Origin of the sequence: Thioclava arctica (assembly GCF_040892615.1) — a bacterium.
Classification (GTDB): Bacteria; Pseudomonadota; Alphaproteobacteria; order Rhodobacterales; family Rhodobacteraceae; genus Thioclava; species Thioclava arctica.
Window position 1 is genome coordinate 1 of the sequence record NZ_JBFRYC010000028.1, and the last position, 13,536, is coordinate 13,536.

13 protein-coding genes and 5 pseudogenes are annotated in these 13,536 nt (G+C 57.5%); 9 read left to right on the top strand and 9 right to left on the bottom strand.

The window, feature by feature from the left end:
• Window positions 1-6: 6 nt before the first annotated feature.
• Window positions 7-657: a hypothetical protein gene (locus tag AB4874_RS19400; RefSeq protein ID WP_368393241.1), complete on the bottom strand. Its 651-nt coding sequence runs from the start codon at window positions 655-657 to the stop codon at window positions 7-9.
• A gap of 81 nt (window positions 658-738) precedes the next feature.
• On the opposite strand from AB4874_RS19400, the gene AB4874_RS19405 reads away from it, so the two are divergent.
• The 4 genes and pseudogenes from AB4874_RS19405 to AB4874_RS19420 form a co-directional block, all read left to right on the top strand.
• Complete coding sequence (locus AB4874_RS19405; protein WP_368393242.1) at window positions 739-996, top strand: helix-turn-helix domain-containing protein; 258 nt, start codon at window positions 739-741, stop codon at window positions 994-996.
• A gap of 238 nt (window positions 997-1,234) precedes the next feature.
• Window positions 1,235-1,396 (top strand): annotated as a pseudogene (locus AB4874_RS19410) (phage integrase N-terminal SAM-like domain-containing protein); the annotation flags it as partial.
• Window positions 1,397-1,398: 2 nt separating this feature from the next.
• Window positions 1,399-1,908: a hypothetical protein gene (locus AB4874_RS19415; RefSeq protein WP_368393244.1), complete on the top strand. Its 510-nt coding sequence runs from the start codon at window positions 1,399-1,401 to the stop codon at window positions 1,906-1,908.
• A pseudogene (locus AB4874_RS19420) lies at window positions 1,863-2,282 on the top strand (IS256 family transposase); the annotation flags it as partial. The gene AB4874_RS19415 and the pseudogene AB4874_RS19420, both read left to right, overlap by 46 nt.
• 58 nt (window positions 2,283-2,340) lie before the next feature.
• Here the strand turns inward: AB4874_RS19420 and AB4874_RS19425 are convergent.
• The 7 genes from AB4874_RS19425 to rfbF are packed head-to-tail and all read right to left on the bottom strand — an operon-like array spanning window position 2,341 to window position 8,586.
• Complete coding sequence (locus AB4874_RS19425) at window positions 2,341-3,111, bottom strand: cephalosporin hydroxylase family protein (protein WP_368393245.1); 771 nt, start codon at window positions 3,109-3,111, stop codon at window positions 2,341-2,343.
• The gene (locus AB4874_RS19430) at window positions 3,108-4,142 is read right to left on the bottom strand and encodes a class I SAM-dependent methyltransferase (protein ID WP_368393246.1); all 1,035 of its coding nucleotides are present in this window, start codon (window positions 4,140-4,142) and stop codon (window positions 3,108-3,110) included. The genes AB4874_RS19425 and AB4874_RS19430 overlap by 4 nt, the downstream gene beginning before the upstream one ends.
• A complete protein-coding gene (locus tag AB4874_RS19435; protein ID WP_368393247.1) occupies window positions 4,139-4,984 on the bottom strand; it encodes an NAD-dependent epimerase/dehydratase family protein in 846 nt (281 codons plus the stop codon). Before AB4874_RS19435 ends, AB4874_RS19430 begins: the two co-directional genes overlap by 4 nt.
• Window positions 4,981-6,216, bottom strand: a complete 1,236-nt coding sequence (locus tag AB4874_RS19440; RefSeq protein WP_368393248.1) for a class I SAM-dependent methyltransferase — start codon at window positions 6,214-6,216, stop codon at window positions 4,981-4,983. The genes AB4874_RS19435 and AB4874_RS19440 overlap by 4 nt, the downstream gene beginning before the upstream one ends.
• A complete protein-coding gene (locus AB4874_RS19445; RefSeq protein ID WP_368393249.1) occupies window positions 6,213-6,761 on the bottom strand; it encodes a dTDP-4-dehydrorhamnose 3,5-epimerase family protein in 549 nt (182 codons plus the stop codon). The genes AB4874_RS19440 and AB4874_RS19445 overlap by 4 nt, the downstream gene beginning before the upstream one ends.
• The gene (gene rfbG, locus AB4874_RS19450; RefSeq protein ID WP_368393250.1) at window positions 6,758-7,834 is read right to left on the bottom strand and encodes a CDP-glucose 4,6-dehydratase; all 1,077 of its coding nucleotides are present in this window, start codon (window positions 7,832-7,834) and stop codon (window positions 6,758-6,760) included. Before rfbG ends, AB4874_RS19445 begins: the two co-directional genes overlap by 4 nt.
• The gene (rfbF, locus tag AB4874_RS19455; protein WP_368393251.1) at window positions 7,816-8,586 is read right to left on the bottom strand and encodes a glucose-1-phosphate cytidylyltransferase; all 771 of its coding nucleotides are present in this window, start codon (window positions 8,584-8,586) and stop codon (window positions 7,816-7,818) included. The genes rfbG and rfbF overlap by 19 nt, the downstream gene beginning before the upstream one ends.
• A 272-nt stretch (window positions 8,587-8,858) precedes the next feature.
• Between rfbF and AB4874_RS19460 the strand changes: the two genes are divergently transcribed.
• The 4 genes and pseudogenes from AB4874_RS19460 to AB4874_RS19475 all read left to right on the top strand — a co-directional run bounded on the left by AB4874_RS19460 (window position 8,859) and on the right by AB4874_RS19475 (window position 11,793).
• The gene (locus AB4874_RS19460) at window positions 8,859-9,704 is read left to right on the top strand and encodes a glycosyltransferase family 2 protein (RefSeq protein ID WP_368393252.1); all 846 of its coding nucleotides are present in this window, start codon (window positions 8,859-8,861) and stop codon (window positions 9,702-9,704) included.
• A 66-nt stretch (window positions 9,705-9,770) separates the two neighbouring features.
• Window positions 9,771-9,968 (top strand): annotated as a pseudogene (locus tag AB4874_RS19465) (transposase); the annotation flags it as partial.
• A 186-nt stretch (window positions 9,969-10,154) separates the two neighbouring features.
• Window positions 10,155-10,652: pseudogene (locus tag AB4874_RS19470) on the top strand (IS5/IS1182 family transposase); the annotation flags it as partial.
• A gap of 109 nt (window positions 10,653-10,761) precedes the next feature.
• The gene (locus AB4874_RS19475) at window positions 10,762-11,793 is read left to right on the top strand and encodes an IS110 family RNA-guided transposase (RefSeq protein WP_438273509.1); all 1,032 of its coding nucleotides are present in this window, start codon (window positions 10,762-10,764) and stop codon (window positions 11,791-11,793) included.
• A gap of 307 nt (window positions 11,794-12,100) precedes the next feature.
• On the opposite strand, the pseudogene AB4874_RS19480 reads toward AB4874_RS19475, so the two are convergent.
• Window positions 12,101-12,652: pseudogene (locus AB4874_RS19480) on the bottom strand (IS5 family transposase); the annotation flags it as partial.
• A gap of 253 nt (window positions 12,653-12,905) precedes the next feature.
• Between AB4874_RS19480 and AB4874_RS19485 the strand changes: the two are divergent.
• Window positions 12,906-13,439 (top strand): glycosyltransferase family 2 protein, encoded by a 534-nt coding sequence (locus AB4874_RS19485; protein ID WP_368393253.1) that lies wholly within the window; start codon window positions 12,906-12,908, stop codon window positions 13,437-13,439.
• The last annotated feature ends 97 nt before the right edge of the window (window positions 13,440-13,536 follow it).

Consider the following 13,536-nt stretch of genomic DNA (forward strand, 5'->3'; position numbering starts at 1 on the left):
CTCCGGCTACGACATAAAAAGATCGATGATCTGATACCCCGTGCGCTCGCCATCCGACCTCGGTGCCCAGTAGTCTTGCGCGTCTCGGCGCTGTTCGATGGCGTCAACCAGATCGTCAGGTGCCCCGCGGAGTTGGCGAGAGAAGCGCATAAGGCTCATCATCCGACGCAAAACATCGCCATCCTCAATCTCAATCGCGACTTCAGCCAGATCGCGCGTGACAACAATCCCATACCCAAGATCCCGCGCCATGTAAGCCAGAACGGCACTATGCATCAATTCTCCCGCGTCACAGCGAATATCCGGATTTAGGCTGTCGACCGTCGCGTGATAATTGTAGAGGAATTCAAACCCCTCTTGCGTGATCTCGACGGTCTCTATGCGATGGCCCGAAAGCTCCCCGAAACGGGCGGTTAGTTCACGAGTCTCGATAAATCCTCGCTGTTTGAGCACCAGAGCCGAAGCAAAATCTGTCGCTGAATTGCGGTCAAGCTCCATGAGCGGGCGGTAGAATGGATCGGCGAGCATAGATCGTAACCGCCAAAGCGTGTGCGGCTGATGAAATAGCTCGGAAAGGCGCATATCACGCGCTTTCTGCGCTTCCTGATCCGCATCTATCAGGAAGCTTGGGATGAAGTTTTCTGGCCATTCGAGCATTGTGATCTCCTTTGCTATTATCTATTTTTTAGATAATCTTAAAAATAGATCAAGGTGTCGCGAAAGGATTCTTTTGCGACCATGACCCGAACCATTCACTCCGCTGGTCAAACGGCCCTGATCGAAGCGCTCATTTCCGCACGCAGGGCTGCGGGCCTGTCGCAAAGCGCTATGGCCGAACGACTACGTTGCCATCAGTCAATGATCGCCCGGATCGAGAGCGGCGAGCGGCGGATCGACGTGGTCGAGTTGGTGATATTGGCGCGCGCCACGGGTACATCAGCCGCAGCGATCTTGGCGACGGTTGAGCCGGAAGTGCCGCTTGAACAGCGGATCTAGTTACGGCTATGCGTTCTAGGTTCTAAGAATGGGTTGCTTTGATGGGACGCATCACAACTTTGCCCCTTGGGTTCGCGTGAGAGCGTGAAGAGGAGCACGATCGGCCCAAGGACGAAGCCGCTCCGCGGCATTGGTGCCTTTGGCTGATGGGGTGAGCCGGCCATAGCTGTGCGCATTTTGTGATCTGGCTGACCTGATTGACGATTGGAGTTTCTCAATCGTCAATCAGGAGGTTCCCATGACAGAGGAGAAGATGAGCCCGCTGCGCCAGCGGATGATCGAGGACATGCGCATCCGTGGGATGGGCGACAAACACCAAAAGTCTCATATTCGGGCAATCAAGGATTTTGCGGCGTTCCTTGGGCGATCACCAGATACCGCGACACCGGAGGATCTACGCTGTTGAATGTCACTGGCACGACCTCGGAGTTGCAAGACATCGCGGCGGAAGTGATGGCGGGGCACTGCCCTGGGATCGAGCGCGGGCATCGTAAACCCGACCGCCTCACCGCCGGGGCGCGTTACGCCGATACGCTGCATCGTTCGGTGCGGCAGTTGCACGAGGACCTTCCGGGCGAGATTGCGGCACGCGAGGCCGACCTGGAAGCTCTCGAGTTACGTGCCCTCGAACTTCGAGCGTCGATGGTGAAGACACAAGGAAACCTTGATAGGCTCACCGCCACAGTGGCGCTGAGCGAGAAAGAGGCGAAACGGCTGCAGATCTACGCGGTCCGCCTTCAAAAGAAGGAAGAAGAGTTGGCCGCTTTAGAACTCGCCCTCGACGCCGAGCGTCAACGGGTTGAGGCAGCCACTAAGGCGGTCGACGAGACTTCGGCGCAGCTGCGCGTCGAGGCGAGATGCCGGTGGCGGTCCCGCGAGACCGGGACAGCAGCTTCGAGCCAGAGCTGGTGAAGAAGGGGCAGACCCGGATCGACGAGATAGATGACAAGATCATCGGCCTCTATGCCGCCGGTCTGACGGAGCGGGACATCTAGGCCCACCTGCTCGACCCTTATGGCCTGAATGTCTCGCCCGACCTGATCAGCCGCGTCACCGATGCGGTGCTGGACGAGGTCCGGGAATGGCAGAGCCGGGCGCTGGACCGGATGTATCCCATCGTGCTTTTCGATGCGCTACGGGCGAAGATCCGCGACGCGGACAGCCGGACCGTAAAGAACAAGGCCGTCTACATCGCCCTCGGCGTCACCCGCGATGGCCAGCGTGAAGTTCTGGGCCTCTGGATCGCCGAGAACGAAGGTGCCAAATTCTGGCTCTCGGTGATGAATGTTCAAGAATATGCGTGACAGTTGGCACATCACGGGGCCTGCCGCCAGAATGATCCGGCTATTTCACGCGCCGTAGATATCCACTCGGCGCAACGGACATTTGCAATTTAGCGTCAATTGCGTAATCGATTTCGAAATGGTCGGTGGTCTGAAGAAACGCTTGCACGGCTGTCTTTGGATTGTTTCCCTGCCCCCAAGGTCGATCCGGAAACATCGAGGCATCCATATCTTCGACGACTGTATCAAACACAACACAATAGCTCTCGATGCTTGTCAGATCGGCGTAGGCCTCCAACTCCGCCAAAACGTGGTCGTGCGTATGGTTGCTGTCGAGCGAGACAAGAATTTTCTTCGCCCCCTTAGCTGCCGCGTGGACCTGCGCGATAACTTCTGGCGCGATGGAGGAGCCTTCGATCATATCGATTCGACCCGCCATGGGATGCGCTTCAATTGCTTCGCGGTTGTGGGCGCGGATATCGATATCGATGCCGAGAATACGACGTTTTGGGACGGCAGGGTCCATGACGTCCCCTGCCTCTATTGCATCGCACAGGTCCAACTGTGCTAGTTGCGAGGCCATGAAGATGAGCGAGCCGCCGTGGGCGATCCCCGTCTCGATGATCAGGTCAGGCTTCACGGCCCAGATCAGTTCCTGCATCGCCATGATATCTTGCGGATACTGGATGATTGGACGGCCCTGCCAGAAGAAGTTGTATGAATACAACGACTTGATTGTTTCATCCCGGAACGCAGCTGTGGCGGCATGGAGGTCTGTGTTCTTGGCAGCCGCCTCAAGGCGCGCTGCTGCTTCTCGTTCAAAGTCTGTCACAGGCTTGTTCTCTCATATGAAAAGCGATTACCGGTCATCGCTTTGATCTCATCAAAGTAATTGGGGTTCATCACGTATATCAACGTACCGGGAGCAAGCAACTGGGTTGCGTCTTCGGGCGAGGTCACGCGCAGGCCGGTCACGGGTAGGTAGCGGCCCTGTTTGTCCGGGTTTATATCAATCACGCCGTCCACAGGGCGGCCTTCGCGCAGCCGCAGAAGTGAGAAGATCACGCCCTTCGACGCGCCACCCCAAACCATGCCGCCAGTATCGCTTTTTGAAAGGCCGGCAGAGAAATCCTCAGGCCAGTCAACGTCTGCGCCTAGCGCAGGATCGCGCAGTGTGGAAAGGTCCGCAATGATCGACAGATACTGCCCGCCAAAGCGGCGTTCTGAGACCAGCAGGCGTCCAAACATGCGGGCGAAATCATCCATGCGGAAGTAGTTCACATGCTCGTAGAAAATGTCGAACCATGCCCGGTTCTCTAGGATCCAATCGAGGCAGGGTACCTCGATATAGATCAGACCCTTGCCGCCATTGGCCTCGGCCAATTGCTTCAGGAAATCGACGGGCTGTGGAATGTGTTCCAGCACGTGGCGCAAGATCAACCCGTCGCCTTCAATCCCTAAGTCCGGGCTAAAGTAAGATCTTCGGATCAGCGGGTTATTGCCCTCGTAGGTTGGATCAAACCCAGTGATATCTGCGCCGCCTTTGATCATTTGCTCCAGAAATGCGCCCTTGCCGCAGCCCACTTCGATCAGGTTTTTGAGCCCCATGTGGGCCGTGATCCGCGCGGCCACATCGTCCATATGCGCCTGAAAACGGGGGCTGTGGGATTGCTCATTATTGTAGTCAGTGTCGTATACTGCTTTGGCGAGCTCAAACGCGCGGTTGGTGACAATCCCCGTCGTCGGGTCTTGCGCCAGATCAATGTCCCCAAGAGCACAGTCTCGCGCCTCCTCAGCCGTGGCATAAGTGCGGTTCTGGAACACGGGAAAGCCGGTTTGGCGGTATAAAGACGGCGAGGTCATGGGGCGAAATCCTTCGGCATCTTGGTCGGTACTCCTACGATCGTCGCGGGGTCGAAGATGTTGTTGGGCCGCGCGCCAAACTTCAAAAGGTCAACGCGTCCATACTGCGTAGCAATGCCAAGCGCTAGGTCGCGCACGCTGATTCCTGTGCCCGAGCAGATATTGACCGGGCCATTGGTGGGGCCAAGGGCAGTCGTAACGATACATTGTGCGGCTTCTTTAACGTCCAGAAAATCGCGGATCTGTGCGCCATCGCTGAGCGGAATTTCTTGGCCGTTGGCAAGCCGCGAATGCAGGTTCGCGACTAGGCGGTCGGGGTGCTCCCCCTCGCCGTGAAGCGCAAAAAGCCTGCACCATGCGAAGTCCGTGTCTGTCTTGGCTAGTGAGGTTGAAAGGGCCGTAAAAGCGGCAGCCTTAGCGCCCGCGTAAGGCGACTGCGGATCGAGCGGTGTGTCAATGTCCAGCGGCGCGTCGCCCATGCGATATTCGATGCAGGTCCCGATGCCGGTGATCTTGGAGATCCCCGCTGCGATGGCCCCTTCTGCCATGGCGAGCGTGCCGGCAAGGCAGCGGAGATTGGCAGGATCGTTGATGTATTTCCCCGGCGTCGCGGTCCAGGCAAGATGGATAAGGTGGGCTCCTTCGGTCAAATGCTCTGCCCACCATTCGGGCGTCTGGGTAAAGATGTCCTCTACCACGATTACCCGCGCTATACCCTCTGGAACGCGGGCGACGCTGCCGGGGCGGACAATCGCTGTCACCTCTTGGCCTACAGCGGCCAGTAGCCGACACACATGCCGTCCGACAAAGCCGGTTCCGCCTGTGACGAAGACCCCGCTCATACGATTTTCAACTCCGGCACAAAGGTTACAAAGCGGGTGCCTGCCTTTGCAAGATAGGACAGCTGCTCGCGGACTTCATCGGCGATGTTCCACGGCAGGATCACGATGTAATCTGGGCGCGTGTCGTCTAGCGCCGAGGGCGCAAAGATCGGGATGTGGCTGCCAGGCAGGAACATGTTCTGCTTGGCGGGGGCGGCATCATGGACGCGGGGCAGAAGGTCGGGGCGAATTCCTGCAAAATTCATCAGCGTGCTGCCTTTGGCAGCTGCGCCATATCCGACAACCGTTTGCCCGTCGCGCTTGGCGTCCAGAAGGAAGCGAACAGCGGCATCCTTGACTGCCTCAGCCTCAGACTGAAAGCCCTTGTAGAAGTCCGGTGTATCCATGCCGCGGGCGCGTTCTTGTGCAAGAATGATATCGACGGCATCCGCGGCGACGTGGCTCGCAGCCGACCGGCATCCGTAGACACGAAGCGATCCGCCGTGGGTCGAAAGTTCTTCAACATCCACCACACGCAAGCCGTTGGCCTCAAATATGCGCTGCACGGTCAGCAGTGAGAGGTAGGAGAAATGCTCATGATAGACGGTGTCGAATTGACGGTGTTCAACAAGGCGCATCAGGTGCGGGAACTCCAGCGTCACGATGCCCTCAGGCTTCAAAGCCGTAGCGATGGCCTGAGTGAAATCGTTGATGTCAGGTACATGGGCGTAGACGTTGTTGCCCAAGATCAGGTCGGCGGATTTGCCGCCTGCCACAAGGGATTCCGCCAAGGTCAGACCGAAGAAATCCTCGACGATTTCGATCCCCTTGGCACGCGCGGCGTCCGCCGTGGCGGTGGTTGGCTCGACCCCCAGGCAGGGCACACCCGCCGCTTTCATATGCTGTAGGAGGTAACCGTCGTTGGCGGCCACCTCAATCACAAGGCTTTCTGCGCCAAGGCCTAGGCGATCTATGATCATGTCAGTGTAGCGTTTCGCGTGAGCCACCCAACCTGATGAAGTAGATGAAAAATATGCGTAATCTGCCCCGAAGACATCGGCCGCGCTGGTGTAATCCTCCGTCTGCACAAGGCGGCAGACGGAGCAGACGTTGAGCCGCAAGGGATAGGTGACCTCCGCCGCCTGCAAACCCGCCGCGTCCAGATAGGCGTTGGACAGGGGCGCATGGCCAAGGTCCAAAAACCGCTCGGTCAGGGGGGCGGCGCAGTGGCGGCAGGTATGGGACAGGCTCATAGCGCAATCGGCTCCAATTCGGACAGGCGAGAGTGCCCAGTGTCTCGAACAGATACTTCCGTCGGGGGCAATAGCCAAGGGATGTCGAGCGCGGGATCATCCCACGCTAATCCGCCCTCATCGAGTTTGGAGTAGGGCGCGCTGTGAAAGTAGAGCATCTCTACATCCGGCGTCAGCGTCTGATAGCCGTGCGCGAAACCGGCAGGTATGAATAGCATATCGCGGTTGTCGCCGTTCAACTCCACGCAGGTCGCTTGCCCGAAAGTGGCAGACCCGGCGCGGATATCCACGACGACATCAAGAATCGCCCCACGCACGCAGCGCACCAACTTGGCGTCAGCCATGGGCGGGCGTTGGAAATGCAGGCCGCGCAAGGTACCTTTTTTTCGATTGAAGGCAGAGTTCACTTGGCACCACGTCACATCGATGCCTGCATTCGCGAATTCCTGCGTACAGAAGGTGCGGGCGAAGAAACCCCGCGCGTCTCCATGCTTTTCGATGCTGACCCTGAAAAGACCCTTGGGCGGAAGCGCGTGGAAGATCATGCGCCAGCCTCAAACGCTGCAATCTGGGCGCGCGTGGTGGCCAGTGGGTCCGCGCCCTCATCCACCATGCGATACCAGTCGATTGTTTGCGCCACTGCGTCTTCAAAGCGCCACCTGGGCATCCACCCGAGGGCGTCGCGAGCCAGCTCGATCGACAGCGCGAGACGGCCCGCTTCGTGGACTTGGTTGCCGTCCGAGACATCACGCCATTCTCCCGGCCAATGACGCAAAGCGACGTCTAGAAGATCGCTAACGGGTCGATTTGCACTAGGGTCCGGCCCGAAGTTGAGCGACACCGGGACAGAGCCGCCGTGCAAGTGCTCTGCGTAGGAAAGGTAACCTGAAAGCGGCTCCAGCACATGTTGCCAAGGCCGAGTCGCGCGCGGATTACGGACCTCAATTGCGCGACCATCGCGCAGGCCGCGCACGATGTCAGGCACGATCCGATCCTCGGCCCAATCACCGCCGCCGATGACGTTGCCAGCACGCGCAGATGCGAGCTTTACCTTGCCGCCTGCAAAGAACGCATCCCGGTAACTGGAAATCACCAGCTCTGTCGCGGCCTTGCTGGCGCTGTAGGGGTCATGACCGCCAAGTCGGTCGCTTTCACGATACCCATGCACCCATTCGCGATTCTGGTAGACCTTGTCGGTGGTACTGACGATTATCGTGCAGGGCCGATCCGCCATGCGGATTGCATCAAGGACGTGGACGGTGCCTTGCACATTGGTGGCCCAGGTTTCGGCAGGTCGGGCGTAGGAACGGCGTACTAAGGGTTGTGCCGCGAGATGAAACACGATGTCGGGAGCCACGGCCTGAATGCGGGCGGTTACGCCTTCGGCGTCGCGCAGATCAATCTCGGCGTGGTCAACCCGGTCGCGAATGGCGAGTTGATCGAACAAGGCGGGGTCTGTATCCGGCGCCAGCGCAAGGCCGAAGACCTGCGCGCCCATGTCTGCCAACCACAGCGATAGCCACGCACCCTTAAATCCGGTATGACCGGTCACAAGCACGCGCTTGCCGGACCAAAACGCGGCTTTCGTCATCGCGCCAGTCATGTCCATACGCGCCATGGCGCGCGGTCCTCGGCCCATAGCGCCTCTAGCACCTTGCGGTCGCGCATCGTATCCATGGCAGCCCAAAAGCCGTCGTGTCGGTAGGCAGAAAGTTGGCCTTCGCGGGCGAGGGATTCTAGCGGCTCGCGTTCCCAGATCGTTGCGTCACCCTCGATGCGCGACAGCACTGAGGGTTCGCACACGAAGAACCCACCGCTGATCCAGCGGCCATCGCCTTCGGGCTTCTCGATGAAATGGCTCACGCGGTCGTTCAGCAGTTCAATAGCACCGAAGCGCCCAGCGGGTTGCACAGCCGTCACCGTCGCCTCTCGCCCGCCTGCTTTGTGAAACGACAGCAGCGCAGCGATATTCACGTCCGAGACGCCATCGCCATAGGTCAGGCAAAACGTTTCATCGCCAATGTGATCGGCCACCTTCCGCAAGCGCCCGCCGGTTTGTGTCTGTTCTCCAGTATCTATGAGCGTGACGCGCCACGGTTCGGCGTTTTGCTGATGCACCTCCATCTTGTTGTCGCGCATATCAAACGTGACGTCGGACATATGGAGGAAGTAATTCTTAAAGTATTCCTTGATGATATAACCCTTGTAGCCACAACAGATCACGAATTCAGTGATCCCGTAATGGCCGTAGAGCTTCATGATATGCCACAGGATCGGGCGTCCGCCGATTTCTATCATCGGCTTGGGCCTGAGGTGAGATTCCTCGCTGATGCGCGTGCCAAGCCCGCCGGCCAGAATTACGGCTTTCATCAGGTAGTACTCCACTTGAGGAAGGGTGTGTGGCCACTGTTTAACGTAGGAGCGGAACTGCGGCGTAACACCGACAAGCGGTCCAACGTATCAAGAAAATTATGATATCCGTTGCGGTCGCTATGTCAATGTATCGGCGGCTTACCTCTTTATTCGCTCCTTCCGGGGTTCTCTCAAGGCTCGCTTCCAATCCAATACGATGCCTGCTATTAGCCGTCACCCAAGCAAAGGATCAACCATTATTGGTGAAACTTTATGCATGAAGGTATAAGATGCAGCTTTCGAAAGTAGCCGTAGTGATTCCAGTCCACAACGGCGGCGAAACCCTTGCCGCGACGCTCAGCGACTTGCTGGAACAAACCTACACTGACTTTTCCGTCACGATCGTCGAGAATGGGTCCACTGACAATACTGTTGAGGTCGCTAGACGGTTTTGCGCCAAAGATTCTAGAGTCTCAATAGACTATGGCTCTGAGTTGCTGCCTCCAGTGGAAAATTTCGCTCGTGCGATGCAAATCGGCGCAAGTCGGGGTGCCTACTTCATGCTCCGGGCGTGCGATGATACGGCCGCGCCGGATTACCTAGAAAAACTTGTTCGCGCGCTTGATGCCTGCCCGGATTGCCAGATGGCTGCGGGAACGACAAGATTAGTCGGTGGATCAAAGAGTGAGCGGACCAAAAGTCCAAACCAAAACGTATTTGACTTCGTAAACAGATATACCTCGGGACACGTGCCGCGAAATCTGACGTTTCCTGCAGAATGGATTTATGGCTTGTTTCGTTCAGACAGCGCAGAGCGTTTGCGGAGTCGTTGGACCCAGTTAGGGACGCCATGGTGCGCTGCATCCTTCGCTTTGTACGATTTTGTGGTGCACGATGAAGTGGCTTACGTGCCCGATGCATACTTCGAATTTGTTGAGGGATCTGGCTCCAAAGAGAAGTATGCGGCTCGTGGCTTTCGCGCAAAACTGCGTCGACGGCTGGACTATTGCTTGGGCTGCTTTGCTTTGCGGCATTCTCTGCCGCCTGTCAGTATAGCTGTCACAGCGCGTTACTTTCTCATGTGTTGGGCAGATTCGCGGCGCAAAACGGGCTTTAAGCTGCTCGGGGTTCTCTAGGTCCTGTTGACAAAAGGGATTTCCACTGCGGCCTGATCGTGATTCAAGCTGGTATCTGCAAAGGAGATCAGCTTGGCACGAGACCTGATGTCGGACGAAGAGTGGGCGTTCTTTGAACGGTTCATCTTGGCTGTCCGCGCCCCGAATGGGCGGAAACCGACCAACCACCGGCTTGTTCTTGATGGGATTTTCTGGATCGCACGCACTGGTGCTCCGTGGCGAGACTTGCCAGAAGAGTTCGGCAAGTGGTCAAGCGTCTACCGAGTCCGGTCTAAACAACACTTACGGTGTTAATTTTGCGCGATTATGGCGACCTTTTGGTCGCCTTTTCCTGCAAGGTTTTGTATGATTTCTTTGAAAACCTTGCAGATTGGGAAGCCGCGATGAAGCACCGCCCGCGCCCCGAGGAGCAAGACGATCTCCTGCGCCCCCGCTTGGTCGACATGATCGACATGCGCCAGCCTCGCCACCACCATCGACGAAGGCTTCGTCGTTGGCATGCGGTCCCTGCCAGGGAGCCCCTACGATGGGCAGAGGCGCTGGAGCAGGTCGAGACACTGACCGACCGGAAGCACTCCCTGGCGGTTGTCGACCGCGGCTACCCGCTGGTCGGCAGGGCATTCGAGAATGCCCGAGAGGCGCGGGCATAGCGTGGAGACGACGAAGGTGCTGATCAGCGGCACCCGGAAAGGCGTGACGCCCGCACTGGCGAAGCTGCTCCGTCGCCGCAGCGCCATCGAGCCAGAGATCGGTCATATGAAGTCCGACGGACGCCTCGCCAACTGCTCTCTGAAAGGATCGATCGGCGATACGATCTTCGCAGTCCTCTGCGGCTGCGGCCACAATATCCGCAAGATCCTCGCCCACATCAGGGCGATCCTCACCGCGATTTTGGCCGTCTCGCTTTTGGCTGTTAGCGACGAAAGTCACCGCTCCCACCGGCTCTGATGATGTAGCCGCCCCCCGATGGCATCTGTGTGCCAAGGTTGGCCTGCGAGGACCCACAAAAGGAGAGCGGTCATGTCGGAGATTATCACGGTCGGACTCGATCCGTTGACTGACAGGCGAATGCGTAGCAATCGCCGATAGGCTGGCAAAGAATGTGTTCCAAGTGCATGGCGCAGACGGCGCGGGCGGGGCAGTGCTGCGCAAGAAGCTGCGGCGAGCGCAGGTGTTGGAATTCTTCGGGCAGCTGCCGCCTTGCGGTGTCGCGATGGAAGCATGTGGCGGTGCTCACTTCTGGGCGCGCGAAATCGGCAAGCTGGGCCATAACGTTCGGCTGATCCCGCCGGCCTACGTCAAGCCTTTCGTCAAGCGCCAAAAAAATGATGCTGCCGATGCCGAAGCAATCTGTGAAGCGGCGGTGCGCCCGACTATGCGTTTTGTGCCGGTGAAGAGTGAAGAGACTCAGGGCGCGGCGATGGTCTTCCGGGTTCGCGAGTTGTTGATCAGGCAGCGGACACAGGCGATCAACGCCCTACGCGGCCATTTGACTGAGTTCGGCCAGATTGTGCCGCAGGGGGCGGCTAACGCATCGAAACTGATCGCCGTCGTCGAGGACCCTGACAGCGGCTTACCCGCCGATGCCATCCCCACGCTGAAGGTTCTGATCACGGCGCTCACCCATCTGGAGGCGGAGATAGGGAAGCTGAATGCAGAGATCGCCCGCCGGGCCAAAGAAAATGACGTAGCTCGACGACTGATGACTGTTCCGGGCATTGGTCCGTTGATCGCCACGGCCATTGCGGTTCTGGCCCCGCCGCCCGAGATCTTTCGCAAGGCTCGTGATTTTGCGGCTTGGCTTGGTCTGGTGCCACGACAGCATTCGACCGGTGGCAAGCAGCGGCTCGGGGCCACGACCCGGATGGGCGAGCGATCGTTGAGGCGGTTGCTGATCATCGGCGCCAACAGCGTCATCATCAAACGCCATGTCCATGCTGCCGCCAAGCCGGGCACTTGGCTTGGCGGGATGCTGACACGCAAGCCACCGATGCTGGTGCGGGTGGCGCTGGCAAACAAAATGGCACGGATCGTTTGGGCCTTGATGGCCCGCGGTGGTGTCTACAAGGCTCCGGCCACGGCGGCGTAAGCCGTCAGGGTCGCGAGGACGTCAGAGCGAAAGAGGGGCAAGGAGCAGTTTGGCGCAATCGTCGAGAGACGGGATCGGGAGAACCAGTGTGCAACAGAGTGCCTACGAGCACGCGGATTTGATCTGGACCCGACCTTAGAACACCATACGGGTCTGCGGCAGGTGTGACGCCGCATCATGAGGCCGGACACATGTCAGCACCCGATGACGCGCCAAAATCAGCTCTAAAATACCTCTTGCGCTTGGGGCGGTTACACATGTTGCACAAATCAGCTGACGGACAAGCCTCCCCTTTCCCCAGACGGATTTATCCCGTGGCCTTTGTGACGGGGATGCCAAGGGCGGTGTAGCCGTTCAGGACAGCGATGCGCACCTGAACCTCCGCGACCAGACGGTCGAAATCCCGGGCCATTAACCGTTGGCCCAGCAGCTTCACGCAATGCATCTTTGTTTCGACGCGGCTTCTTCGGTGATAGCCGCTCCAGTTCCGCCAGAGCGCCCGACCCAAATATTTTGACGCGCGCAACGCATCGTTCCTGGCGATGGCACCGGCGGTGGTTGGCTTCCATGGCTGGGCATTTCTTCGCGGTGGAATGACTGCGGCCGCACCGCGTTCAGCGATGGCGTTGTGGCATCGGCGCGTGTCGTATGCGCCATCCGCAGTCACGCTGCCGATTTCCTGATCGCGCGGAATTTGGTTGAGCAGATGAGGCAACATTGGTGCATCCCCGGTGTTGCTGTCGGTGATCTCGATCGCTCTGACTTCCAACGTTTGCTCGTCGATACCGAGATGGATCTTGCGCCAGACACGTCGTTTGGGGCCGCCATGCTTGCGCGCGGTCCACTCGCCCTCTCCCTCACGCACCGCATCAATTAAGTCTGGCCATGGATCACGGAGCGAGGCAGATGTGGGTGGTGTGTCTAAAGAAGACTGATCTTGTGTTCGCTCAGCGGTAATGTTTTCATGACAACATGTTGCTTTTCACTTCGCAAACATACTGTATGTAAGTCGATTCAATTGGGGAAAATGCTTGGTTGCTGATCCCGTTTGGGTTGTGGCTTGCGCGGCAAGTTACAACCGACACCTTGAAGTGCTGACGGAGATCCAGATCATGGCTGATTTTAAAAGCAAAATATTAGAGCAAGTGACGAATATTAAAGGACAAAACAACAACTTTTCAGTATCGTGCGTGACGGTCTGTCACAATGAATATCAAATAATACAACAATTTTTAGATCATTATAGAAGCATCGGATGCGCGCGCTTTATTATTGTCGATGACAATTCAGATGATGGAACCTCTGAGATTCTTGAGGAGCAGAGAGACGTTATCTTGTTTCGTCCATCGAATGGAGCTCGCTTCAGAGAAAATGTGGGAAATTGGCGTCAAGATTTACTCGACCACTTTTGTGATGGACAATGGGTCACTTTACCAGACGTGGACGAATTTCTATACTATAAGCAGATGCCTTCTACACTGCCTGAGTTAGCAAACGAAATGGAATCTCTTGATAATGAGGCATTACTAGCTGTCATGTTAGACATGTATGGTGATCGCCAATTTTATGAACAAACGTACTCTGGAGAGCGCCCACTGATTGAGGAGTTTCCCTATTTTGATGGCTCTGTTGCACAAATCCGGTAGGGATTCATGTCGTGAATCCAGTGTGGTAGCTGATGGGCATGAGCAAACCGACAGCACCGACCTACAAGACAACGAATTGGACTGCCTATAATGAGGC